At 71.9% G+C, this 23,979-nt stretch carries 23 protein-coding genes; 13 read left to right on the top strand and 10 right to left on the bottom strand.

What is annotated here, in order from left to right; translation table 11 throughout:
- Window positions 1-203: 203 nt before the first annotated feature.
- The 5 genes from AB0F81_RS40495 (at window position 204) to AB0F81_RS40475 (ending at window position 6,674) form a co-directional block, all read left to right on the top strand.
- Window positions 204-1,370: a hypothetical protein gene (locus AB0F81_RS40495; RefSeq protein WP_360207031.1), complete on the top strand. Its 1,167-nt coding sequence runs from the start codon at window positions 204-206 to the stop codon at window positions 1,368-1,370.
- Window positions 1,371-1,564: 194 nt separating this feature from the next.
- Window positions 1,565-2,245, top strand: a complete 681-nt coding sequence (gene trmB, locus AB0F81_RS40490) for a tRNA (guanosine(46)-N7)-methyltransferase TrmB (protein WP_360207028.1) — start codon at window positions 1,565-1,567, stop codon at window positions 2,243-2,245.
- Between the two features lie 105 nt (window positions 2,246-2,350).
- The gene (locus AB0F81_RS40485; protein ID WP_360207026.1) at window positions 2,351-4,531 is read left to right on the top strand and encodes an ATP-binding protein; all 2,181 of its coding nucleotides are present in this window, start codon (window positions 2,351-2,353) and stop codon (window positions 4,529-4,531) included.
- Between the two features lie 59 nt (window positions 4,532-4,590).
- On the top strand, window positions 4,591-6,042 hold the full coding sequence (locus AB0F81_RS40480; protein WP_360207024.1) for a selenium-binding protein SBP56-related protein: 1,452 nt from the start codon (window positions 4,591-4,593) through the stop codon (window positions 6,040-6,042).
- Complete coding sequence (locus tag AB0F81_RS40475) at window positions 6,039-6,674, top strand: hypothetical protein (RefSeq protein ID WP_360207021.1); 636 nt, start codon at window positions 6,039-6,041, stop codon at window positions 6,672-6,674. Before AB0F81_RS40480 ends, AB0F81_RS40475 begins: the two co-directional genes overlap by 4 nt.
- A 12-nt stretch (window positions 6,675-6,686) precedes the next feature.
- On the opposite strand, the gene ggt is transcribed toward AB0F81_RS40475, so the two are convergent.
- Window positions 6,687-8,477 (bottom strand): gamma-glutamyltransferase, encoded by a 1,791-nt coding sequence (ggt, locus tag AB0F81_RS40470; protein WP_360207018.1) that lies wholly within the window; start codon window positions 8,475-8,477, stop codon window positions 6,687-6,689.
- A 118-nt stretch (window positions 8,478-8,595) separates the two neighbouring features.
- Window positions 8,596-10,092 carry an alpha/beta hydrolase gene (locus tag AB0F81_RS40465; RefSeq protein ID WP_360207015.1) on the bottom strand — a complete coding sequence of 499 codons (1,497 nt, stop codon included), beginning with the start codon at window positions 10,090-10,092 and terminating at the stop codon, window positions 8,596-8,598.
- A gap of 115 nt (window positions 10,093-10,207) precedes the next feature.
- Here AB0F81_RS40465 and AB0F81_RS40460 point away from each other — a divergent pair, with 115 nt between their 5' ends.
- Window positions 10,208-11,320 (top strand): PQQ-dependent sugar dehydrogenase, encoded by a 1,113-nt coding sequence (locus AB0F81_RS40460; protein ID WP_360207013.1) that lies wholly within the window; start codon window positions 10,208-10,210, stop codon window positions 11,318-11,320.
- 3 nt (window positions 11,321-11,323) lie between these two features.
- Here AB0F81_RS40460 and AB0F81_RS40455 read toward each other — a convergent pair whose 3' ends face one another.
- From AB0F81_RS40455 to AB0F81_RS40435, 5 genes are all read right to left on the bottom strand, one after another.
- Window positions 11,324-11,575: a hypothetical protein gene (locus AB0F81_RS40455; RefSeq protein ID WP_360207011.1), complete on the bottom strand. Its 252-nt coding sequence runs from the start codon at window positions 11,573-11,575 to the stop codon at window positions 11,324-11,326.
- A gap of 89 nt (window positions 11,576-11,664) precedes the next feature.
- Entirely contained in the window at window positions 11,665-11,958 is a 294-nt protein-coding gene (locus AB0F81_RS40450; RefSeq protein WP_360207009.1) for a hypothetical protein, read from the bottom strand.
- An 11-nt stretch (window positions 11,959-11,969) separates the two neighbouring features.
- Window positions 11,970-13,625, bottom strand: coding sequence for a sodium:solute symporter family protein (locus AB0F81_RS40445; RefSeq protein WP_360207007.1), 1,656 nt, complete (start codon window positions 13,623-13,625; stop codon window positions 11,970-11,972).
- Window positions 13,626-13,674: 49 nt separating this feature from the next.
- Window positions 13,675-14,334: an HAD family phosphatase gene (locus tag AB0F81_RS40440; protein WP_360207005.1), complete on the bottom strand. Its 660-nt coding sequence runs from the start codon at window positions 14,332-14,334 to the stop codon at window positions 13,675-13,677.
- Window positions 14,331-15,188: an LLM class F420-dependent oxidoreductase gene (locus AB0F81_RS40435; RefSeq protein WP_360207003.1), complete on the bottom strand. Its 858-nt coding sequence runs from the start codon at window positions 15,186-15,188 to the stop codon at window positions 14,331-14,333. The genes AB0F81_RS40440 and AB0F81_RS40435 overlap by 4 nt, the downstream gene beginning before the upstream one ends.
- Window positions 15,189-15,397: 209 nt before the next feature.
- On the opposite strand from AB0F81_RS40435, the gene AB0F81_RS40430 reads away from it, so the two are divergent.
- The gene (locus AB0F81_RS40430; protein ID WP_360207001.1) at window positions 15,398-16,534 is read left to right on the top strand and encodes a glycosyltransferase family 2 protein; all 1,137 of its coding nucleotides are present in this window, start codon (window positions 15,398-15,400) and stop codon (window positions 16,532-16,534) included.
- Between the two features lie 52 nt (window positions 16,535-16,586).
- Here AB0F81_RS40430 and fgd read toward each other — a convergent pair whose 3' ends face one another.
- Complete coding sequence (gene fgd / locus AB0F81_RS40425) at window positions 16,587-17,588, bottom strand: glucose-6-phosphate dehydrogenase (coenzyme-F420) (RefSeq protein ID WP_360206998.1); 1,002 nt, start codon at window positions 17,586-17,588, stop codon at window positions 16,587-16,589.
- 9 nt (window positions 17,589-17,597) lie between these two features.
- On the bottom strand, window positions 17,598-19,415 hold the full coding sequence (locus tag AB0F81_RS40420) for a sigma-70 family RNA polymerase sigma factor (protein ID WP_360206995.1): 1,818 nt from the start codon (window positions 19,413-19,415) through the stop codon (window positions 17,598-17,600).
- A gap of 133 nt (window positions 19,416-19,548) precedes the next feature.
- On the opposite strand from AB0F81_RS40420, the gene AB0F81_RS40415 reads away from it, so the two are divergent.
- The 4 genes from AB0F81_RS40415 (at window position 19,549) to AB0F81_RS40400 (ending at window position 22,605) form a co-directional block, all read left to right on the top strand.
- Entirely contained in the window at window positions 19,549-19,947 is a 399-nt protein-coding gene (locus AB0F81_RS40415; RefSeq protein WP_360206993.1) for an ATP-binding protein, read from the top strand.
- A gap of 91 nt (window positions 19,948-20,038) precedes the next feature.
- Window positions 20,039-21,187, top strand: coding sequence for a PP2C family protein-serine/threonine phosphatase (locus AB0F81_RS40410; protein WP_360206990.1), 1,149 nt, complete (start codon window positions 20,039-20,041; stop codon window positions 21,185-21,187).
- A gap of 56 nt (window positions 21,188-21,243) precedes the next feature.
- Window positions 21,244-21,708 (top strand): MarR family transcriptional regulator, encoded by a 465-nt coding sequence (locus AB0F81_RS40405; RefSeq protein WP_360206987.1) that lies wholly within the window; start codon window positions 21,244-21,246, stop codon window positions 21,706-21,708.
- Between the two features lie 18 nt (window positions 21,709-21,726).
- Complete coding sequence (locus tag AB0F81_RS40400; protein WP_360206985.1) at window positions 21,727-22,605, top strand: LLM class flavin-dependent oxidoreductase; 879 nt, start codon at window positions 21,727-21,729, stop codon at window positions 22,603-22,605.
- A gap of 147 nt (window positions 22,606-22,752) precedes the next feature.
- On the opposite strand, the gene AB0F81_RS40395 is transcribed toward AB0F81_RS40400, so the two are convergent.
- A complete protein-coding gene (locus AB0F81_RS40395) occupies window positions 22,753-23,100 on the bottom strand; it encodes an Lsr2 family protein (RefSeq protein ID WP_360206982.1) in 348 nt (115 codons plus the stop codon).
- 189 nt (window positions 23,101-23,289) lie between these two features.
- On the opposite strand from AB0F81_RS40395, the gene AB0F81_RS40390 reads away from it, so the two are divergent.
- Together AB0F81_RS40390 and AB0F81_RS40385 are read left to right on the top strand one after the other, a co-directional pair.
- The gene (locus AB0F81_RS40390; protein WP_360206979.1) at window positions 23,290-23,721 is read left to right on the top strand and encodes a hypothetical protein; all 432 of its coding nucleotides are present in this window, start codon (window positions 23,290-23,292) and stop codon (window positions 23,719-23,721) included.
- The coding region (locus tag AB0F81_RS40385) for a hypothetical protein (protein ID WP_360206977.1) at window positions 23,718-23,979 on the top strand (262 nt) is incomplete at its 3' end. The genes AB0F81_RS40390 and AB0F81_RS40385, both read left to right, overlap by 4 nt.

The raw sequence follows: 23,979 nt of genomic DNA, 5'->3' as shown, positions 1-23,979 counted from the left end.
GCGGGCGGCGGGCGGCGGGCGGCGGGCGGCGGGCGGCGGGCGGCGGGCGGATTGAGGGTAGATGGCTGTTTGGTCGAGGTGGGGTGGCCGAAACGGTGGGATTTCTGTGGGTATCGGCGAGGGAACTACTTAGGTGCGGGCCGGTTGCGACGATTTCTCCTGGTGGAAGGCGTAAAGGGCAGGACCTCGGGGGGCGTTCGGCCATGAAGAAGATCGCGGGAATGGTGACGCTGGGGGCGGCGCTCGGTGCGGGCGCCGCGATGCTGGCGCCGGTCGGCGCGCAGGCGGCGGTGGGCCAGGCGCCGACGGCCGGGACACAGGTGGCGGGAGCCCAGGTGCAGGTGACCGGGACGCAGGCGGCGGGGACGCAGGCCGCGGGGACGCAGGCCGCGGGGACGCAGGCGGCGGGGACGCAAGCGGCGGGAGCCCAGGTGCAGATGACTGGGACGCAGGCAGCGGGGACGCCGGCCGCGGGTCAGATGGGGGCGTTGCCGAGTCTGGTGGCCTATGTTCGCGGCGGGGACGTCTACGTCAGCAAGGGCGCTTCGGAGAAGCGGCTGACCACCGGAGGTGGGCATGCCCGGCCGCGGTGGTCGCCGGATGGGCGGCAGCTTGCCTTTCTGAAGGGTGGGCAGCTGTGGACCATGAAGGCGGACGGCAGTGGGCAACGCCGGCTGAGCACGCGGGCTGCGGCGGGGCCGTCGTGGTCGCCGGACGGGAAGTGGATCGCGTTCGGGTCGCTGTCCTGCACCGGAGGGCCGGGCGTCTACCGGATCTCGGCGGCGGGCGGCAGCGCGCAGCCGGAAGTGCTCTTCCCGCGGGACTGCCGTGGTCAGGCTCTGCCGGCTGAGACGGCGGGGGCCGGCGGGCGGGCCGCGGGGGCGACCTTGAACGAGCGGCTGCGCACCGACGACGCGGTGGCCTGGTCGCCGGACGGGACCCGGGTGGCGTTCCGGGGTGGGGACTGCGAGTCGATCTACGATGCCTGCCTCAGCGTTGGCACGGTCGCTTCCGGGGAGGAGAAGACCGTTGCGGCGTACGGCGGGGGCGGCGTCCAGAACAGCGGCTTCGCAGTAGTGCCGACCTGGCGGCAGGACGGGGCGAAGCTGGCGTTCACGGCGTACCAGGAGGGTGAGACCGCGGCGGAGAGCCGGCCGGTGCACCTGGTCGAGTACGACACCGTGACCGGCGCGAAGCGGACAGTCGGCGGGACGATGGACCGGGAACTCGCCTACGTCGACGCGAGCCGGGCCGTGGTCACCAGCCAGCACGCGGGCGGGTCCTGGCTGACGGTGGTGGGTCTCGCGAACGGGTCGCGCGCCCTGTTCCGGTCCGGATCGCAGCCGAGCGTCCAGCCGCTCACCCGCTGACGGGGAAGGCTCTGCCGCGGGTCGGCGGAGCCGGATCGCGCCGTGACCGAGTTTGCGGTTCGCGACTCAGCGCACTGCGTTGCCGGCCGGAGAAAGCGCTGCGAAAACCTGAGAGGGTTACCGCGGTGGTCAGGACACGCAACCGGGCGCGGGATTTCGTGAGTGGGTGGGGACGGTCGTATCGTGGGGCCGCCATGAGTGAGACCGAGACAGCCGCAGCGCGCCCCATCCGCACATTTCATCCGCGGCGTGGGCGGATGAGTGCCCGCCATTTCGACGCGCACGCGGCGCTCTGGCCGAAGTTCGGGCTGACGGTCACCGATGGCGATCGGAGCGCCCTCGACCTTGCCGAACTGTTCGGGCGCTCCGCTCCGGTCGTACTGGAAATTGGTTTTGGCATGGGTGACGCGACTGCGGCGATGGCCGCGGCGGAGCCGGGCCGGAATTTTCTCGGCGTCGAAGTGCACACGCCGGGTATCGGGAATCTGCTCGCGCTCGCCGGTGAGCTCGGCCTGACCAATGTGCGGGTCGCGCACGGGGATGCGATGCAACTCGTGCACCGGATCGCGCCGGGGGCGCTCGACGCGGTGCACGTTTTCTTTCCCGATCCGTGGCCCAAGGCCCGGCATCACAAACGGCGCCTGATTCAGCCGGGGAATGTGGCGCTGCTGCGTGAGCGGCTGCGGCCCGGCGGCGTGCTGCATTGCGCCACCGACTGGCCGGAATACGCGGTGGCGATGGCGGAAACGTTGGACGCGGATCCGGAACTGCGCCGCCTCGCGGCGGCGCCGCACGGGCGGCCGAGAACCAAGTTCGAGCAGCGCGGCACGGCAGCAGGCCGGCCGATCACCGATTTGCGGTACGAACGAGCCTGACCGGGGCGAGCGCGCCTCAACTTCACACGGAACGGGCGGCGCAAGCTCTGACAATTCGCCGCTTTCAGGGTTTTTGCGCCATACCCTGAGGTGTGGAGGTCGGCCATGCGGCGAGATGACCCCGGCGACGGCGCCGGGCGGTCCCAAGGGGCGCCTGCGGCGGAGGCCGCGGCATTCGCGCGCCCGGCTGAGCCTTACGGGGGGACAGCCGTCGACGAGCGTCCCGGCTCGCCGGCGGCTGCCCGGGCCGGCATCTTTCGGGAGGCGCTCGCGGAGGCGGCCGGGCCGATCCTGCACCGGGGGGTGCTGACCAGCGGCTCCGCCGACCAGCTGGCGGCGCTGGTGGCCCGGGCCGCGCAGGTGCCGAGCGCGTGCATCCAGTTCGTCGAGGGGTCGCGGCTGCGGCTCTACGGCAGTTGGGGGATCTCGGCCGACTGGGAGGTCGTCGCCGAGACCGGGCTGGACAACTCGCTGGGCGGGCTCGTGATCCGCACCGGCGGCGCGCTGATCATCAGCGACGCGCAGGCGGACGACCGGGTGCCGGACGGCATCCTGCGGTCGGATGGCGGCGCCTATCTGGGCTATCCGGTGCACGACCGGTTCGGGCTGGTGCTCGGGGTGTGCTGCGCCTACGACCATCAGCCGCGGGAGTGGACCCCGGAGCAGATCACCGCGGTGGCCGAGGCGGCCGAGGTGGCCACCCTGCTGATCGGTGAGCAGCTGGCGCGGTACGAGCTGGAGCAGCAGCACCGCTTCCTGGACGCGGTGCTGGACAGCCTGCACGACGGGGTGACCGCCTGCGACGCGTCCGGCCGGATCGTGTTCGTCAACGAGCGGATGCGCCGGCTGTGGGGTGACGGCACCGACCTGGCGTCCGGCCTGACCGACGCCACCGGGTCGCCGCTGACCAGGGACGATCTCGGCCTGAACCGGGCGCTGCGCGGGGAGCGGATCCGCGACGAGCCGGTGGCGCTGGAGGGGCGGGGCCGGCGTACCCGGCATTTCCTGATGGACGCCCAGCCGATCCACGGCCTGAACGGCCGGGTCATCGGTGCGGTGCAGGCGGTGCAGGACGTGACCCGGCAGCGGCGGGCGGAACGGTTCCGCAGTTGCGAGCTGGCGGTGACGACCGCGCTGGCGGAGGCCCCGTGCATCGAGGCGGCCGGGCCGCGCGTTCTCGAGGCCGTGGTGGCGACGCTGGACTGGGTGCACGCCGAGCTGTGGACGGTCGACGAGGGGGCGATCCGGCCGGCGGCGCGGTGGAGCGCCCCGGGCTGGCCGGCCGACATCGTGGTGCCGGAGTTCCTGCCGTACGGGCAGGGGCTGGCCGGCCGTGCCTGGCAGGTGGACAAGCCGCTCTGGATCCGCGACGTGGGCCGCCCGCAGAGCCTGATCTCGCCGGCGATGGCTGCCGCGGGCCTGCACACCGCCCTCGCCATCCCGGTGCACGACGGGTCGGGGACGATCGGGGTGCTGACCGTGTTCGCGGACGCGGTGGAGGATCCGGAGGAGGAGCTGGTCGCCCTGATGTCCGGGATCGCCGCGCATCTGGGGCAGTTCGTGGAGCGGCGCCGGGTGGAGGACCTGCAGCGGCAGCTGACCCGCAGCAAGAACGAGTACCTGGCCCTGATCGGGCACGAGCTGCGCACCCCGCTGACCTCGATCAGCGCGTACACCGAGCTGTTGCGCGAGGCGGACGAGGAGACCCTGGTCCGGGACGGGCCGCGGCTGATCGCGGTGATCGAGCGGAACACCAACCAGCTCCGGGAGATCATCAACGAGCTGCTGGAGCTCTCCGCGCTGGACGCCGGGCACGCGGACGTACGCCGTACCCCGATGGACCTGGCCGAGGTGGTGCGGGACGTGGTGGACCGCACCCGGGTGGCGATCGACGGCGCGCCGGTGGTGATCGACGCCGACCTGCCGGGTGAGCTGATCGTCCCCGGCGACCGGGACCGGCTGCGGCACATCGTGGAGAACCTGCTCGGCAGCGCGGTCCGGTACAGCCCGGACGGCGGCCACGTCGGGGTGACGCTGCGCAGCACCGGGCGCGCCGCCGAGCTGGCGGTCTCGGACGCGGCCGGCGACGTGCCGCGCATCGAGCGGGAGCAGATGTTCACCGGGCTCTACCGGACCGCCCGCGGTCACGATCGGACCCTGCCGGGCAGCGGGCTGGGCCTGACGCTGAGCCGGGCCGTGGTGGAGAAGCACCACGGCAGCATCGAGCTGACCGGCGGGGACGCCGGCACCACGGTGCTCATCCGCCTGCCGCTGGAGGCTCGTTGACAGGACGTTGACAGTTGTGACCCTGGTCACGATCTTCTGGTCGGGACGAGGATGAGCTCATGACGCGATGGACCCCGGATCCCAGCTTCTATCCCTCCCCCCGTGATGCCGCGGAGGCCCCGGCCGAGCAGCTGGCGTACATCGCGGCCTTCGACCGCACCGCCGAGCGGCCGGACGCGATCGCGGTGGTCGACACGGATCCCGGGTCCGCCGGGTACGGCACCGTGGTCGGCTGGACCGACCTGCCGCACACCGGCGACGAGCTGCACCACTTCGGCTGGAACGCGTGCAGCAGCGCGCTCTGCCCGACCGCGCCGCACCCGCACGTGGAACGCCGCTACCTGATCGTTCCCGGTCTGCGGTCGTCGCGGATCTACGTGCTGGACACCAAGGAGGACCCGCGCAACCCGTGCGTGGTCAAGGAGATCTCCGCCGAGGAGCTGGCCGGCAAGGCGAACTACTCGCGGCCGCACACCGTCCACTGCGGCCCGGACGGCATCTACATCTCCGCGCTCGGCGCGGGTCAGGGCAGCGACGGACCCGGCGGCATCGCCGTCCTCGACCACACCACCTTCGAGGTACGGGGGCAGTGGGAGGCCGACCGCGGCGACCAGGAGCTGGCGTACGACTTCTGGTGGCACCTCACGCAGGACGTGCTCGTCTCCTCGGAGTGGGGCACCCCGAGCATGGTCGAGAACGGTCTCGTCCCCGAGCTGCTGCTGGGCCGCAAATACGGCCACCGGATCCACTTCTGGGACCTGGCCAAGCGCACCCTGGCCCAGACGATCGACCTCGGCGACCAGTACCAGATGACGCTCGAACTTCGCCCCGCGCACGACCCGGCGAAGACCTACGGGTTCGTCGGCGTGGTGGTCAGCGTGGAGGACCTGTCCGCCTCGATCTGGCTGTGGCACCGAGAGGATGAAGAGCCTTCAGGCCGGTCAGGGCTGGCGGCGGGGCGGTCGGATGGGGAGTTCCGGGTGACCAAGGTGATCGACATCCCGGCGGAGCCGGCCGACCCGTCCGAGCTGCCGCCCGCGCTGCAGCCGTTCTCCGCCGTGCCGCCGCTGGTCAGCGACATCGACCTGAGCGTCGACGACCGCTACCTCTACGTCAGCTGCTGGGGCACCGGCGAGCTGAAGCGGTACGACGTCAGCGACCCGTTCCACCCGGTCGAGGCCGGCTCGGTGCACCTGGGCGGCATCGTGCGGCGCACACCGCACCCGTCCTTCCCGGACGAGGCGCTCGCCGGTGGCCCGCAGATGGTGGAGGTGTCGCGGGACGGCAAGCGGGTCTACGTGACCAACTCGCTGTACGGCGCGTGGGACGACCAGTTCTACCCGAACGGGGTGGGCGCCTGGCTGGCCAAGGTCGACGTCACCGACGACGCGTTCACGCTGGACCCGCGGTTCTTCCCGCACGGTGACGAGTTCCGCGGATTGCGGGTGCACCAGACCCGGTTGCAGGGTGGGGACGCGTCGTCCGACTCGTACTGTTTCCCGTCGCAGTGACCTGGACCCACTATGGCGCGCTCCTCGCGCTGGGTGCGTTCCACGGGCTGAACCCCGCGATGGGCTGGCTCTTCGCGGTGGCCCGCGGCATGCAGGAACGCAGCCGCACGGTGTTCGTGCGGTCGTTGCCGCCGATCGCGGCTGGGCATCTCGCCTCGGTCGCGATCGTCGCGGCGGTGGTGTCGGCGACCCGGTCGGTGGTCGCGGCTAACGTGGTCGGCATCGTGGGCGGGCTGGTTCTGGTCGGGTTCGGGCTGTGGCGGCTGCTCTCCGAGCGGCACTTCCGGTGGGCCGGGATGCGGCTGAACGCGGCGCAGCTGACCGGCTGGTCGTTCCTGATGTCGTCGGCGCACGGCGCCGGCCTGATGCTGCTGCCGGTGCTGGCCACCACCGCGCTGCCCGGTGGGCACGCCGGGCACGCCATGCCGTCCGGTGCGGGAACCGCGCTGGAGGGGCTGGCGGCGGCCGCGATCCACACGGTCGGCATGTTCGCCGTGATGGCGGCCTGCGGGTGGGCCGTCTACCAGTTCGTCGGGCTGAGCATCCTGCGCCGGGCCTGGTTCAACGTCGACCGGTTGTGGGCCGGGGTGATGGTCGGAGCCGGCGCTCTGACCATCGCCCTGACCCACTGATCCGCGGTTACGTCAGCGGGGGTGGACCACTGCGGCCGCACCACCGCCGCGGCGGGACGGTTCGGACGAGGCGATGAAGCCGCCGCGCCGGGTGAACTCGATGGCCGTCGCCGCGCCGAGCTCCGGCACGTCGGCGGCGAAGGTGTGGCCGAGGGCGGTGAGCGCCGGACCGTACCGGGCGCGGAAGGCCGGCTCGGCCTGGATGCCGGCGGTGTTGCGCTGCGAGGCTCGCGGCGCGGCCATCGCCTCCGGCAGGGTCATGCCCAGGTCGATCCGGTTGATCAGCAACTGGAGCACGGTGGTGATGATGGTCGCGCCGCCCGGCGAGCCGAGCGCCAGGAACGGCTTGCCGTCGGCGAAGACGATCGTCGGCGACATCGAGCTGCGCGGCCGCTTGCCCGGGCCCGGCAGGTTGGGGTCGGGAGCGTCGCCCTGGGTGGGCGCGAAGTTGAAGTCGGTCAGCTCGTTGTTGAGGATGAAGCCGCGACCCGGCACCACCATGGTGTTGCCGCCGGTCGCCTCGATGGTGAAGGTGTACTCGACGATGTTGCCCCAGCGGTCGGCGACGGTCAGGTTCGTGGTGCTCTGACCCTGCTCGGCCGGGCCGCCGGCGGGGGCGGGGGTGCAGCCGCGGGCCGTGATGTCACCCGGCGGCACCGGCTTGGTCAGCGCCTTGCCCGGGTCGATCTGGCACTCGCGCTGCCCGGCCCACCGGTCGGAGGTCAGCCGCCGGATGACCCGGTCGGGGGTGTTCGCGCCGACGTAGCGGTTGCGGTCGGCGAAGGCGAGCGCCGACGCCTCCAGGTAGTAGTGCAGCTTCTCGGTGGTGCCGGACGACCTCGGCAGGCCCTTCTCGATGATGTTGAGCGCCTCGGCGACCGCGGTCCCGCCGCTGGACGGCGTGTTCATGCCGTAGACGGTCAGCCCGCGGTAGTCGGACCGGACCGGGTCCGGGTAGCGCACCCGGTAACCGGCCAGGTCGGCCTCGGTCAGCGCGCCGGGCCGAATCGGGTACGCCCAGGTGCCGATCGGGTCGTCGGCGACCGGCGGGTTCTGCACCGTCTCGACCAGGTCCTCAGCGATCGCGCCGCGGTAGAAGACCCCGGTGCCCTTCTTGGCGATCAGCCGGTAGGTGTCGGCCAGGTCCGGGTTGCGCTGGGTGCTGCCGACCGCCGGCGGGGCGCCGTCCGGCAGGTAGAGCTCGCTGGACGAGGTGAACTGGCCGAACGCCGCGGCGTTGTCGGCGACCTGCTGACGGAACGTCGCGTCGACGGTGAAACCCCGGTCGGCCAGGTCGGCGGCCGGCTGGAGCAGGCGGGACAGCGGCCGGGTGCCCCACTTGCGGGCGGCCGACTCCCAGGTGGCGACCGTGCCGGGCGCGCCCACCGAGAGGCCGCTGACCCGGGCCTCGGCGAAGTCGTAGGGCAGCCCGTCGGCCGGGTCGATGAAGAGTCTCTCGGTGGCCGAGGCCGGTGCGGTCTCCCGCCCGTCGATGGTGGAGACCGAGCGGCGTTTCGCGTCGTAGTAGACGAAGAAGCCGCCACCGCCGATGCCGGCCGAGAACGGCTCGGTCACCCCGAGGGCGGCGGCGGCCGCGATGGCGGCGTCGACCGCGTTGCCGCCACGGCGCAGCACGTCCAGGCCGATCGCGGTGGCGTTGGCGTCGACGGTGGCGACCGCGCCGCCGTATCCGGTGGCGGTGGGCCCGAGGGCCGTGCTCCCGCCCGCGGTCGCCGGTGGGGACGCGACAGCGACCCCCAGGGTGGTCAGTGACAGCGCTGTCAGCGCGGGCAGGAACCGCATTCGCCCTCCAGGTAGGACAGTGTCGGTTGTCAATTCCCTGCCTACCGGGGTTCCGGTCACGGCACAACCGGACCGATACGGTTTGCCTTCTGTTTTCCGCCGCGGGGCAGGCACAGCCTTACCCGACCCCGTAGGGTTCCGGTTCGACGGCCGGGCAGCTCGCCCCGGTGGCGGGCAGGGTCAGGTCGAACAGATAACGATCCACCGCGCCGCTCACGCATTCGCTGTGCGAGTACGTGACGTGCCCCCAGCCGCGATAGGTGAGCAGCCGCGCGGCCGGTCCCAGCTTCCGGGTGACCTGCTGGGCCCAGACGTACGCGGTCGCCGGGTCGAACCGCGCGTTGACCAGCAGCACCGGACCGTCCGCCGGCCGGATCGCACGCTGCGGGTTGACCGGCGTGCCGGGCCAGCCGAGGCACCCGGCCACCGCGGTCAGGGCCAGCGGCGAGGCGAGCATCTGCGGTGCCTTCTTCGCGAGGTCCCGCAGCCGCTCCCGATATCCGGCGAAGCCGTCGACCGGCAGGCGCCAGTCCTGGCAGACCACGGCCGGGAAGCTGTGCGGGGTGAGGTCGACCGGCGTCCGGCCGCGCCGCCCGGCCGGGACCGGCTGATCCGCCTCCTTCAGGTAGTGCGCGAAGGAGTACCACTGCGGGTCGTAGAAGGCACTGAACGCCGCCGACATCAGGTCCCAGACGCGCAGCTTGGCCGGCGGGTCGTAGGGATCCACCAGTGTCCCGGCCGCGGCCCGGCGCATCAGGCCGGCCCAGAGCGCCTTGATGTCGCGGCCGCGCAGCGCGCACCGGGTGTCCCGGGCGCACCAGGCGACGAACTCGTCGAAGGCGGCCTGGGCGGCGCCGGCCGACTGGCCCAGGAAGTCGTCGATGCCGACGCTGTGGTCCATCACGCTGTCCAGCACCAGCGCGCGCAGCCGCTGCGGGTAGATCTCGCCGTAGAGCTGGCCGAGCAGGGTGCCGTACGAGGCGCCATAGAAGTTGATCTTCGGTTCGCCGAGGGCGACGCGCACCGCCTCCAGGTCGCGCACCCCGCTGATCGTGTCCGCGTGATGGAAGGCGGGCCCGCTGCGCGACGCGCAGTCCGCGGCCAGCCGCTGGTTGAAGGTGGCGATCCGCCCGAACTCGGCCTCGGTCGTCGCCATCGGGGACGGCTTCTCGTCGACCAGCTTCTGGTCGCAGAGGATCGGCGAGCTGCGGCCGACCCCGCGCGGGTCGAGCCCGATGATGTCGAACCGCTCGCTCACCTCGGTGCTGAAGAACTCGCTGTCCAGGGCCAGGTTCACCGCCGAGGCGCCGGGGCCGCCGGGGTTCACCATCAGGACGCCGAGGCGCCGGGACGGGTCGGCGGCCGGGCGGCGGGCCAGCGAGACGTCGATCTGCGGCCCGTACGGGACGGTCCAGTCGGCCGGGACCCGCATCGTCCCGCACTGTGCCCGCTCGTCCTCGGGACACGGCTCCCAGGCGATGGTGGGGGTGCTGCCGTACCGGGTACGCGGCGGCACACCCAGCCCCGGGTCGGCGCCGGCCGGCTGTGGCGCGTACCCGAGAAGGGTGGTGAGGGTGAGGATCGCGGCCGTGATCGGCCGTGCCAAAGCTCGCAAAACCCATCTCCGCCCTGCGCGGCCACCGCACCGCGCGGTCCCCATCTTGGGCCGGAACACCGCGCCGAATCCGGCAAACGATGCTGGACTGGCCCGATCGTGGCACCTTGGAGGGATGATTTCCGCCACCCGCCTGGCCCTCGCAGCGACCGGTGTCGCCCTGCTGACCGCCTGTTCCTCCGACGGCGCGGCCACCCCGCCCACCGTGCAACCGGTGCCGTCGGCATCGGCGCTGCCCTCGACGAGCGCGGGCGCGGCCGCGCCCACCGGCACCCCGGACCTGGACGCACCGGAGACGGTGGCGACCGGGCTGAACGTGCCGTGGGGACTCGCCTTCCTCCCGGACGGCAGCGCGCTGGTGGCGGAACGCGACACCGGCCGGATCCTGCAGGTGAAACCCGGCACGCCACCGCGCCAGGTGCGCCAGGTGGACGGCGTCGACGCCGGCGGCGAGGGCGGCCTGCTGGGTCTCGCGGTGGCCGCCGACCATGCCGAGACCGGGCTGGTGTACGCCTACTTCACCGCCGCCGACGACAACCGGATCGTCCGGTTCAAGCTCGGCGACAACGGCGCGCCCGAGGTGGTCTTCGACGGCATCACGAAGGGGCCACGGCACAACGGCGGCCGGATCGCGTTCGGCCCGGACCGGATGCTCTACGTCGGGACCGGGGACGCCAGCGACGAGCCGCGCTCACAGAACCGGGACGACCCGAGCGGCAAGATCCTGCGGCTCACCCCGGACGGCAAGCCGGCGCCGGGCAACCCGTGGGACGGTTCCCCGGTCTGGAGCCTGGGCCACCGCAACGTGCAGGGCCTGGCCTGGGACGGTCAGGGCCGGATGTACGGCATCGAGTTCGGGCAGAGCACCTGGGACGAGGTGAACGTCATCGAGGCCGGCAAGAACTACGGCTGGCCCGAGGTGGAGGGCCGCGGCGACGACGACCGCTACGTGAACCCGATCGTGCAGTGGAGCACCGAGGAGGCGTCGCCCAGCGGGGCCGCGGTCGCCGGCGACACGCTCTACGTCGCCGGCCTTCGCGGGGAGAGGTTGTGGATGGTGCCGCTCGGCGGCGGGACCGCCGAGGCGAAGTTCACCCGGGAGTACGGCCGGTTGCGCACGGTCGCCGTGGCGCCGGACGGTTCGCTGTGGCTGACCACATCGAACACCGACGGCCGCGGCGACCGGCGCGACGGCGACGACCGGATCCTGCGTTTCCCGGCTCGATGACGATCAGCCGATCGGCGGGATCCGTGGCAGCGACGAGATGGCGCTGGCGTACTGGGCCACCTGACGCTTGTTCGGGACCACCCCGAAAACCCGGAGCTGGTCGTGGATGGCCTGTTTCACGATGTCCTCGGACTGACCACGGTGGGTCTCCATGACCCGGTTGACGACGTAGTCGACGCGTAGCTGGACCTGCCATCCGGCGCCGCGACCACCACCGGAGCCGGCCAGGCGGCTGATTGAGCTGAGAGCATTCATGCCCGGGTTATCGGTCGGGCCGGTGGCGGTCTTGACGATTCGCGGTGGTGCTGCAACGGGACGGCACCCGGAGGGCACCGTCCCGGCCATCAGACTCGCCGCTCGTCCGGCGGCAGCTCGTCCTCCACGTCCGGCTCACGCGGCGGCGTGGGCGGGTTGAGCTTGAGCCAGAGCAGCATCAGCAGGCCGAAGACGAGCATCGAGATGCCCATCCACAGGTTGATCCGGATGCCCTCGGCCTTGTCGAGGTCGGCCCCGCTGTCGAAGATTCCGATCAGCGTGACGATCAGGCCGTAGAGCACGAACAGGCCGCCGATCACGCTTCGTACGTCGAAGAGCCGAGCGGCGGTTGCCACCTTCTCCTGATCCTTGTCGTCGGTCATCTCCGGACTCCTCACCAGACGGGGATGTACAGCAGGACGGCCAGTGCCAGGGCGATGAAGCCGAGCAGGACCGGGTTGCGCCACCAGACCTTCTCGGAGGCGATGATCACCTCGCCGGAGGTGGTCGGGCCGCCCAGCCCGTAGACGAGACCGCGCAGCTCGTCGTCACGCTTGCCGGGGGTGAACGGCGTGATGATCAGTGCGACCACCACCGCGGTGACGAAGGCCAGGCCCGCGCCCCAGAAGCTCTCCTCCAGGTCCGAGTTGAAGTGCACCGTGTCGGTGAGGTGCAGGATGTAGAGCGTCAGCGAGGCGAGGAAGCCGAGCAGCAGCGACCAGAACCCGGCCCACGCCGACATCCGCTTCCAGAACATGCCGACGATGAAGGTGGCGAACAGCGGAGCGTTGAACAGCGAGAAAAGGGCCTGGATGTAGTTCATGATGTTGTCGAAGCCGGCGGCGATGAACGCCGTGCCGATGCCGACGAAGATGCCGGCGATCGTCGCGATCCGGCCCACCCGCAGGTAGTAGCCGTCGCTGCGGCCCCGGCGGACGTACGTCTGCCAGATGTCGTAGGTGAAGACCGTGTTGAACCCGCTCACGTTGGCCGCCATGCCGGCCATGAACGACGCCACCAGACCGGTCACCGCGACGCCGAGCACACCGGTCGGCAGCAGATCGCGCATCAGCAGCGGAATCGCGTTGTTGTAGATGTAGTCGCCCTCATCGGCGCCCAGACCCTGCACGGTGACCAGCGCGATCAGGCCGGGCAGCACCGTGATCGCCGGGACCAGCAGCTTCGGGAAGGCGCCGATGATCGAGGTACGCCGGGCCGCGTTCATGTCCTTGGCGCTCAGCGCGCGCTGCACCTCGGCGAAGTTCGTCGTCCAGTAGCCGAACGAGAGCACGAAGCCCAGGCCGAACACGATGCCGATCCAGTGCGCGCCGAGCGGGTTGTCGGTGCTGCCGGTGTCGGCCCAGGTGTGCAGGCCGGCCTCGCCGAGCGGGGACTGGCGCACCTTCTCGAACAGGCCGTCGATGCCGCCGACCTTGACCAGGCCGATGATGGTGATCGGCAGCAGGCCGGCCACGATCACGAAGAACTGCAGCACCTCGTTGTAGATCGCCGAGGAGAGGCCGCCGAGCGTGATGTAGGCCAGCACGATCACCGCGCCGACCACGATCGAGGACCAGAGCGGCCAGCCGAGCAGGGCCTGCAGGATCAGGGCCAGGGCGTACAGGTTGACGCCGGCGATCAGCACCTGGGCCACCGCGAAACTGACCGCGTTGAACAGGTGGGTCGGCCGGTTGAATCGCAGCCGCAGGAACTCGGGGACGCTACGGACCTTGGATCCGTAGTAGAAGGGCATCATCACGATGCCGAGGAAGACCATCGCCGGTACGGCGCCGATCCAGAAGTAGTGGACCGTCATCATGCCGTACTGCGCGCCGTTGGCCGACATCCCGATCACCTCGAGGGCGCCCAGGTTGGCCGAGATGAAGGCCAATCCGGTCACCCAGGCGGGCATCGAGCGCCCGGAGAGGAAGAAGTCGGCACTGCTCTTGATCGCCCGGCGAGCGGCGAAACCGACGCCGAGGACTGTCACGAAATAGATCGCGAGGATCAGGTAATCGACGAAGCCGACGTCGAGCCGGAGTCCGTCCACGGGCTCACCTCCACAGAAGTGGCCCGCAGATACCCGAATCGAAGATCTTTCACACCAGGGCGGCGACCGCCTCCGGTGTCACCTCGGTGATGCCGCCCACCACCAGCTTGGCCTGGGCCAGCGCGTCCGGCGCGGCCGGGTAGACGCCGTGCGGCACGGCGATCACGGTGAGCCCGGCGGCGCCCGCCGCACGCAGCCCGTTGCTGGAGTCCTCGATCGCCACGCAGTCGGCCGGAGTGAGCCCGAGCTGCTCGACGACGGTGAGGTAGACGTCCGGCGCGGGCTTGCCCCGCGGGACCTCCTCGGTGGAGCGGGTCACCTCGAACGCACCGGTCAGGCCGGCGGTCGCCAGCACCTGGTCGATCAGGACCCGCGCGGAGGAGCTGGCCAGGGCCAGCCGGTAGTGGGCGCCGAGCGCGCGGACCACGTCGACCGAGCCGGGGATCAGCGGCAGCGCCTCCCGGTAACGGGCGGCCATCCGGTCCAGCACGTCTTTCGCGACCTGCTCCGCGGAGCGCGGCACGCCGACCTCGTCGGCGAGGTGCGCGGACCACTCCCCCGTGCTCATCCCCATCATCCGGTCCTGGCTGTCCGGCAGGAACTCGCGGCCGAACTCGGCCACGTAGGCCCGGCGGACCTCCTCCCAGACCTCCTCGGTGTCGATGATGACGCCGTCCAGGTCGAAGACGACCGCCTTGATCTCGCTCACATCTCCTCCAGGGCCGGCACGATCTCGTCACGGAACCGGTCGAACCGCCGCACGTCCCAGGCGTCGGTCACGCCGCCGTGCAGCACCGAGATGCCCATCGCGGCGAACCGGCGGGCCGCCTCGATCAGCTCCGCGGTGTCCTCGGGGAACCGGTAGAGAATGGTCTTCTGGATCTCGTCGTAGTCCCGGCCGACCGCGTCGCAGTGCCGTTTCAGCACGTCCAGCTTGTGCTGCAGATCGGGGCCGGCGAACAGGTTGCAGGCGTCCGCGTACTTCGCGACCAGCAGCAGCGTCTTCTTCTCCCCGGCGCCGCCGACCAGGATCGGCAGCCGAGGCCGGCTCAGCGCCGGCGGCGAGTTGAGCGGGCGGTCCAGCCGGTAGTGCGCGCCGTGGAAGGGTGTCTCGTCGCCGTCGAACATCTGCCGGCAGATCCGCAGCGTCTCCTCCAGGCGCTCGAACCGCTCCTTGGTGGGCGGGAAGAACAGCCCGAGGCCGGCAGACTCGTCCGCGTTCCAGGCGGCGCCGATGCCGAGGATGGCCCGGCCGCCGGAGAGCACGTCGAGCGTGGTGACCGCCTTGGCGAGCAGGCCGGGGTCACGGTAGGTGACGCCGGTGACCAGGGTGAGCAGCTTCGCCCGGCGGGTGTGCGCGGCCAGGAAACCGAGCGTGGTGTAGGCCTCCAGCATCTCCAGCTCGGGCGGCCCGTTCACGCTGATCTGCCACACGTGGTCCATCACGCTGATCCGCTCGAACCCCGCCTGGTCCGCGGCCGAGGCGATCTCGGCGAGGGTCGGCCCGAGACGGGGCGCGCCGTCGGGCCAGGTGAACTTGGAGATGTGGAGGCCGAGTCTCACATCGATCACCCTACCCCTGCATACGCAGAGTGATCGGGTCACCACGGGAACGATCTTGGGCCGCTGAGGTGATCACCATCAACCGTCTGGCCGGTTGCCGCAGCGGTGCAGGCCGGTAGCTTGACAGGCACCGACGTCGAGCCGGGGAGCCGCTCCAGATGACAGTTCATGGTCAACCCGGTGACCGCCCGGCATCACCCTCCGTGAGCGTGGTGATTCCGGCGGGCACAGGCGAGACGCTGCCGGTGCTGCTTGCCGCGCTCCCCCCGGTGCACGAGATCATCGTGGTCGTCGGCCCCGGGGACGACACCACCCGCGCGCTGCCCCGGGCCGCCCGGGTGATCCGGCAGACCCGTGACGGGGTGGGCAACGCCCTGGCCTGCGGCGTCGACGCGGCCACCGGCGACGTGGTGGTCACCGTGCCCGGCGACGGCACCGGCGACCCGGCGGACGTGCCCCGTTTCGTGGCGGCCCTGCGCGACGGCGCCGACGTGATCCACGGCTCCCGGCGCCTGACCGGGCCGGGCGAGCCGGCCGGGCCGGACGCCGGACTGCTCAGCCGGTGCACGGACGTGGTTCTGCTCTGGGTGATGAGCGTGCTCTTCGGCTGCCGGCCCACCGATCCCGGCTTCGGGTACCGCGCCTTCTGGCGCGACACCGCCGGCCGGCTGGGCCTGCCCCGGGTCGCCGGCACCGAGCCGGTCCCCGGCGACGGCCCGGAGGTCGAGCCGCTGCTCACGGTCCGCACGACGACTGCCGGCCTGCACGTGGCCGAGCTGCCCACCCGGGCGTACGCACCAGCCGGGCCGCCGTTGCTCCCCGCGGTGCGCGCTCTCGTCGCCGAGTACGCCGAGCAGCGCCGCGCGTCCCGCGCCGGCACCCCGGAGAGCATCGTGGTCCTGACCGGCTCGTCCGCGCCGCAGCACTCGATGATCAACATGCCGCACGTCCCGCCCACCGCGGACCGGCACCCGGCCGACAACGCCGCGAGCTGGCCGGCGCCGAACTCCCGCCGCCTCGTGGCCGGCTCGGACCGTCAGCGCGGTGGGGCGATCCCCGGTAATCCCGGGTTCGTCGAGCGCCGTCGCGGGGAACGCCGGCACGGCGAGCGGCGGCACGCCGACTTCGGCGCCGATCGCCGGTTCGCGGGTGTCGCCAACCGGCGGGCCGACGGGGAGCCCTTCACCCGGCGGCGGTGGCGGGACAACCGGGTCGAGGCCGAGGCGGGACAGCGCCGGGTCCAGGGACGCCCCAACCTGCGCGTGATCAACGGCGAGGCGACCGGGCCGGCCGGCCCGCGCACCGGCGGGCACCTGCACGCCGTACCCCGCCCCCGCCAGCCCTGACTTCGGTGTGGAGCCGGGTGCGCGGCGCGCCCCGGCTCCGCACATCACAGGCTCACGCGGAGTGGGAGCGCAGGCGCGGCAGGATCTCGCCGGCGTAGAGGCGCAGGAAACGCTCCTGATCCGGCCCCGGCGCGTGGAACACCAGGTGCTTGAAGCCCATGTCCAGATACTCCGCGACCTTGGCCACGTGCTCCTCCGGGTCGGACGAGACGATCCACCGGGTGGCGGTCCGCTCCACCGACAGCGCGTCCGCCAGGCGCTGCATCTCGATCGGGTCCTCGACGCCGGTCTTCTCCTCCGGCGACAGGGCCAGCGCACCCCAGTAGTGGGTGTCGTTGCGCGCCTGCTCCAGGTCCGCGTCGAAGGACACCTTGACCTCGATCATCAGGTCCAGGTCGTCGATCTTGCGACCCGCCTTCTCGGCGCCCTCGGTGACGGCCGGCAGCAGCGTGTCGGTGTAGAGCCCGTGCCCCTTGCCGCTGGTGGTGATGAACCCGTCGGCGATCCGCCCGGCCAGCCGGGTCGCCGCCGGGCCGGACGCGCCGATGTAGATCGGCACCGGCGAGGACGGCTTGTCGTAGATGGTGGCGTTCTCGGTCTTGTAGAACTGCCCCTCGTAGGTCACCCGGTCCTCGGCCCAGAGCTTCTTGATCAGCAGCACCGCCTCCTTGAGGCGGGCGAAGCGCTCCTTGCCGTCCGGCCACTCGGTGCCGAGCAGCACCTCGTTGAGCGACTCGCCGGAGCCGACGCCGAGGACGGCTCGGCCCGGCGCGAGGCAGCCGAGGGTGGCGAAGGCCTGGGCGACCACGGCCGGGTGGTAACGGAAGGTCGGGGTCAGCACGCTGGTGCCGATCAGCACCCGCTCGGTACGCGCGGCCAGCGCACCCAGCCACGGCAGGGCGGCCGGGGCGTGACCGCCGTCGTGCCGCCACGGCTGGAGGTGGTCGCTGACGAAGACCGAGTCGAAGCCGAGCTCCTCCGCGAGGATGCCGTACCTGAGCAGTTCAGCCGGCGCGAACTGTTCCGCCGACGCCTTGTACCCGAACCGAATCATGAAGGCAGCCTAACCCGCTGCGCGGTAGGCCTTCCCGGCCTCGGTGGGCGTCTTGCCGTCCCGGTACAGCCCGAAGTCCACGCTGTCCCCGACGGCCGGCAGACCGAACCAGGCGTACCGCTGGACGAACGAGCGCTTCTCCAGGCCGGCGGTGGCGCCCTTGATGAACCGGACCTTCTGCGCATCACTCGGATACTTCGGCGCACCACTGAAGTTGATCAGGCCGAACTCGGTGACCCAGATCGGTTTGCCGTACCGCTTGTGCACGGCGTCGACGTAGCCGAGGAACTGATTCACCGCGGCGGGACTGAAATCGGAGCCGTACCAGTGCAGGGCGATCGCGTCGACCCGCAGGCCCTTCTCCGCGGCGCCGGTCATGAACCGGTCGAGCCAGCCGCCGGGGGTGTCCCCGCCGAACGCGACGGCCGGGCTGACCAGCTTCATCCCGGTCGATTCCAGGCGCGGCCAGGCGGCCAGCGCGTCCTCGACGCTCATGTTCGACTGCTCGGCCAGGTCCGGCTCGTTGAAGCCGAGCAGCACGCCGTCACCCTCGGCCTTCGCCTGCTTGAGGGTGGCGTCGGTGACGTTCGCCTTGCCCCAGATCATCGGCACGAACTCGACACCGGCCGGGCCGGGCACCTCGTCGTCGTGCGGCGCCCACGAGTAGTACCAGGACGCGCCGACGTCCTTGAGCGCACCCTTCGACCCGGCGAACTTCCACACCCCGGCGCCCTTCTTCGCCGAGCGCTCGACCGGAGCGGGCGCGGCCGCGGACCGCGACGGGGAGGCCGGCACGGACCGTGAGGGGGAGGGCAGGGCGGAGGGCGACAGCGACGGCGCCGGCGATGCGGTGGGCGAGCTTGCCGGCGCGGCCACCGAGCGGGACACGGTGGGCGCGGCGATCACGGCGGCATTGACCGGCTCCGCCGGGCTTCGGTACGCGACGACAGCCGCCCCGCCACCGGCCACCGTGGCGGTTGCCAGCACGCCGACGAGCACCTTCTGCATCACCGCTCCACCCACTTTCGCCGTGGCCGACGCCGTGGTGGCGGCTTTCGCCGTACCGGAAAGGGCAGTGAGGGTGTCGGGCAGCGGGACCAGAGCCATGCCGGCCAGCAGCTTCTCGGCCGCGACCAGGTTCTGCCAGGCCGGCGCGCAGTGCCGGCAGTCGCGGCTGTGCCGCGCGATGCGCTTGCGCCAGAGCGGGCCGGGCCGGCCGTCCCAGGCGTCCAGCAGCACCATCAGGTCGGGGCAGCGGGGTGTGCGGTGCAGCGCCCGGACCACCGCGCGGGCGGTCTCGAGCTGCGCCTTCATCCGCTGGATGCGCACCGCGGCGTGCTGGCGGCCGACGCCGGTGGCCTCGACGATCTCGTCGCGGGTCAGTTCACCGGAGGCCTCCAGCCACCAGAGCGCGAGCAGCTCGCGGTATTCCTCGTCCAGCCAGCGGGTCGCCTCGGCGGTCTCCCGGCGCTGGCCGGAGAGCTCCAGGCGGGTGATCGCCAGGTCGGTGAAGTCGGCGCCGGGGTCGCTCAGCTCCGGGTCGAGCGGGACCGCCGCCGGCCGGGCCCGGAATCGTTCCCGCACCTGGCGCACCGTGATGGCGACCAGCCAGGACCGGAACGCCTCCGGCTCGCGCAGGTCGCCCAGGTTGCGCAGGACCCGCAGCATGACCTCCTGGACCACGTCGTCGACATCCGCGTGCCCCTCCAGCGCCCGACCGACGATCGTGTAGACCAGCGGCAGGTGCCCGGCCACCAGACGGTCCACCGCGGCCGGGTCGCCGGCCCGGGCGGCGATCACCGTCGCGGTGTCGGATTGTCGAGCCATGGTTCCGCCTTTCCTGGGCATGCACGTCTCCACCTGGCAAAGGAGACGGGCACAGCGACCATGGATAACACGTTTCGGGGAGAGCGTTCGAGCCTCACGGTTAGCGCAACGGTGGATCGGGCACAGAAGTGCCATGCGCATGTCGGTCCGGCTCAACCTTCCCCGCGAGGTGGACAGCGTCCCCGCCGTGCGCCGGCTGCTGCGTTGCGCACTGTCGGTCCTTCGAGTGGACCGCCAGGCCGGCGCCGATCTGGAGATCGCACTCACCGAGGCCTGTGCCAACGTCGTGAAGCACGCCACCGGAGCGGAAAGCTTCGAGGTGCATCTCGACGTGGGTCAGGATCGCTGCTCGATCGACGTGGTCGACGAGGGCGACGGCTTCGACCCGAGTGCGGATGCGGCCGCGTCACCGTCGCCGAACAGCGAGCGGGGCCGCGGTCTCTTCCTGATCAAGGCGCTCGGCGAGAACGTACGCATGCAGTCGAGCCCGCGCAGCGGAAGTCTGATCCACTTCGAGAAATCGTTCGCCTGAGGGTCCACCTCGCGCCGGATGGACCCGTAGGGTCTGTCCGGCGCAAAATTCGTTGCCGTATAACAAATACCTGCCGCCTGAGGAAGGAGTTGTGTCAGTGTCCGACCGCCCGGTCCCTCTCGGCGTCCTGCTGCGTTCCGCGCCACCCGATCGGCTCCCCGAGGTGGCCGCCGACCACCTGCGCCGCCATTACGGGGCGGAGCGGGTGGAGGTCTACGTCCCCGACCTGACACTCTCCTCCCTCTGTCCCCTGCTCGGCGAGCCGGGGCCGGACACCGAACCGGCCGTGCTGCGCTGCCTCGGCAGCCAGCGACCGGACACCCAGGCCACCGCGACCGGCGCCACCCGGCTGCACCTGCCGCTGAACTGCTGGGGTGAGCGGGTCGGCGTGCTGCGCCTGGACCTGCCGTCACGCCCCGAGCCGGAGCTCACCGAGGAGCTGGCGGCACACGCCGACGACCTGGCGACCGCCCTGCGCGCGGCCGGCACCGTCACCGACCGGTACCGGCGGGCCCAGCGGCGGGCGCGGCTCACCATGGCCGCCGAGCTGCAGTGGGACCTGCTTCCCGGTCGCTCCCTCGCGGACGAGCGCTTCCTGGTCGCCGGGCAGCTGGAGCCGGCGTACGACGTCCGCGGCGACCACTTCGACTGGTCGCTCGACGGTGACCGGCTCACCCTGACCGTCCTCAACGGCTTCGGGGACGGGATGGAGTCGGCCCTGCTCACCTCGCTGGCGGTCAACGCCATGCGCAACGCCCGCCGGTGCGGCGCCGACATCGTCGAGCAGGCCGAGCTGGCCTCCGACGCGGTGCACTCCCGGCACGGCGGCGGCGCCCACCTGTCGACCCTGCTCCTGCAGATCGACCTGGTGGCCGGCGCGGTGGCCGCGGTCGACGCCGGGTCGCCGCGCTGCCTGGTCGCCCGCCGCGGCGGGGTGGAAGCGGTCGAGCTGGAGCAGCAGCTGCCGTTCGGCATGTTCGGCGAGGCGCACTACGAGATCCAGCGCTTCGACCTGGAACCGGGCGACCGGCTGCTCGTGGTGAGCGACGGCGTGCACGAGGCCGCCCCTTCGGGCCGTCGCGCCTTCGGCGAGTCCGCCCTGCTCAGCGCACTTCGCCGGACGCGGCTCCAACCCGCCACCGAGGCGGTCGGTACCGTGATGCGGAGTCTGCGCGACTACCACTCCGGCGCGGAGCCGGAGGACGACGCCGTCACGGTCTGCCTGGATTGGCGGCGCTGAGTCCGGGGTAGAGGTACAGGCTCACGGGTCCGCGACTCTAACAACGGGGTAACGGCATGGAGCGCGCCACCGAAGTCGCCACGACGGTCGAAGCGTCGGTGGAGTCGCTGGTCGCCGTCCTCGATCGGGCGAGACTGGCGCAGAGCCCCGCCGTCCCGCCCGCCCAGCTGCGGGTGCTCACCATCGTGGCCGGCAACCGGCACACCAACATGAGCCGCCTGGCCGAGTCGCTGGGCGTGGTGCCGTCCTCCGCCAGCCGGCTCTGCGACCGGCTGGAGGCGACCGGCCTGCTGCGCCGGGTCGCCGACCCGCGCGACCGCCGCGAGGTGCGGCTGCTGGTCACCCCGGCGGCCCGGCGCCTGCTCGCCGATCTGCGGGAGCGCCGGCGGGTGGCGCTCGCCGACGTGCTCGACCGGATGCCCCCGGAGGCGCAGCAGGAGCTGGTCCGGTCCCTGCAGGCGTTCGAGGCCGCGGCGGCCGGCTTCAGGGACTCGCAGGACGGCCTCCGCTCCGCCGGCTGAGCCCGGTACGCTTCGCCGGTGCGTATCGGCATCGCGATCCTCCCCGACCAGCGCTGGGCCGAGTCGAGCCGGCGGTGGCGGCTCGCCGAGGAATATGGTTTCGACCACGCCTGGACCTACGATCATCTCGGCTGGCGCGACCTGGTCGACGGCCCGTGGTTCGACGCCGTGCCGACCCTGACCGCGGCCGCCACGGTCACCTCCCGGATCCGCCTCGGGACCTACGTGGCCACGCCGAACTTCCGGCACCCGGTGCACTTCGCCCGCGAGGCGCTCGCGCTGGACGACATCTCGGCCGGCCGGCTCATCCTCGGGCTGGGCGCCGGCGGCATCGGGTTCGACTCGGCGGTGCTCGGCGCCGCCGAGCTGACCCCGCGGCAGCGGGTGGACCGCTTCGCCGAGTTCCTGGAGCTGTTCGACCGGATCCTGGGCGCGCCGGCCACCACCTGGTCCGGTTCCTGGTTCTCGGCGGTGGACGCCCGCAGCACACCCGGCCCCGTCCAGCAGCCCCGGCCGCCGTTCGTGGTCGCCGCCAACGGCCCGCGGGCGCTGCGGCTGGCCGCACGGTTCGGCACCGGCTGGGTCACCACCGGCGAGCACAACGTGGAGACGCCCGAGCAGTGGTGGCGTTCGGTCGCGGAATACCGGGACCGGTTCGAGGGCGTGCTGAACGCCGAGGGCCGCCCGCGCGACTCGATGGACCGTTACCTGAATCTGGACACGTCGCCGCTCTACTCGATGAGCAGCGTGGACGCGTTCGAGGACGCGGTCGGCCGGGCGGCGGAACTCGGGTTCACCGACGTCATCACGCACTGGCCGCGACAGTCCAGTTGGTACACCGGGGACGAGAAGGTGCTCGAGGCGGTGGCCGGGAAGCTTCCCCGGCTCCGGGGCTAGCTTTTATCGGCACCTATTAGCCGGTGCCATTCCAATTCGGACGCGCGAGATTTCACCGACAGTTATCGCTTCGTGTCGCACGGAGATCACCGGCGCGGGTGCGCCCCGTGCCGGTGGCGCGGCACCGGCACGGCCGCATCGGGCGAATCAGCGACTGTGCGCCGCCCGGTACGCGTTGCTGACCTCCTGCGGAATTCGGCCCCGCTCGGAGATTTTGTGCCCGTTCCGGATCGCCCACTCGCGGATCAGCCGGTTCTCGTCGCGCGAACCCGCGGTCCGCACCGGTGCGCCACTGCGGGACGCGATCCGGCCGGTGGTCCGGCCCAGGCGAGTCCCCGCGTTGATGTACGGGTCCAGAGCCTTACGCAGCTTTCCGGCATTGGCCTCGGAAAGGTCGATCGTGTAGCTGACGCCGTCGAGGCTGAACTCAACGGTCCGATCCGCCTTCTTGCCGTCCAGATCGTCGATCAGGGTGGTGATTACCTGCCGCGCCATAACGACTCCCGAGAGAAATTAATCAACCGCGCCCAGTCTGGCTCGCCACCCGCGTACTGCGCAACTCCCCGCCGCGATCCGGCAATTCTTTCCAGCGCCTTATCAGAATAGGGACACCGGTATTAGTGCGGGAATCCTCGGCAAAGCCCGGTTGGCCGACGGGCCGGGGTTCACGTTAGGGTCGGCGCCATGCAGGACGAGCAGGCCGCCTGGCGGGAGCAGCAGCGGCGGGCGGTGGCCGGCCGCGCCGCGGCGCTGGAGGCCGACCGGGCCGCGGAGGCCCGCAAGGCCGCCGGGCTGCTCGACGACTTCGTCCGCCGCGCCGCCGAGCGTGGGCTCGAGCCGCACACGCTGACCGCCCGCACGCTCGACGGCCGCTCCACCTACAGGACGACGGTCCGGGGTTGGTACCTGAAGTCGGACCGCTCGGTGGCGGTCGGCGAGGACGGGGAGTACTACATCCTGACCGTCCCGGCCTCCCTGCGTGCCCGGTTCGCCGGCGCCGACCTCTCCCCCAGCATGCCCCGGATGATCGTGGGCGCGGGCGGCGGGGACGGCGAGCCGATGCCGCTGGCACAGTTGCTCGACCGGCGCCTGGAGGCGGGAGCTCGCTGGCCGTGACCCGGATCCTCGCGGCACTGGCCGCAACGCTGTTCGCCGTCCCCGCGGCCGCGCTGCCCGCCTCCCCGGCTTCCGCCACCCTCACGGCCGGCGAACCCGCCCACGCGGCCGGTGAATCTGCCCTCGCCGCCGGCCAACCCGCCCTCGCAGCCGGCCAACCCGCCCTCGCAGCCGGCCAACCCGCCCTCGCAGCCGGCCAACCCGCCCAGGCCGTCGGCCAACCCGCCCAGGCCGTCGGCCAACCCGCCCACGCGGCCG

It is taken from the genome of Actinoplanes sp. NPDC024001, from assembly GCF_040638955.1.
Lineage (GTDB): Bacteria > Actinomycetota > Actinomycetes > Mycobacteriales > Micromonosporaceae > Actinoplanes.
The sequence above is the reverse complement of the archived record's forward strand: the minus strand, read 5'-3'. Positions and strand labels throughout refer to the sequence as shown.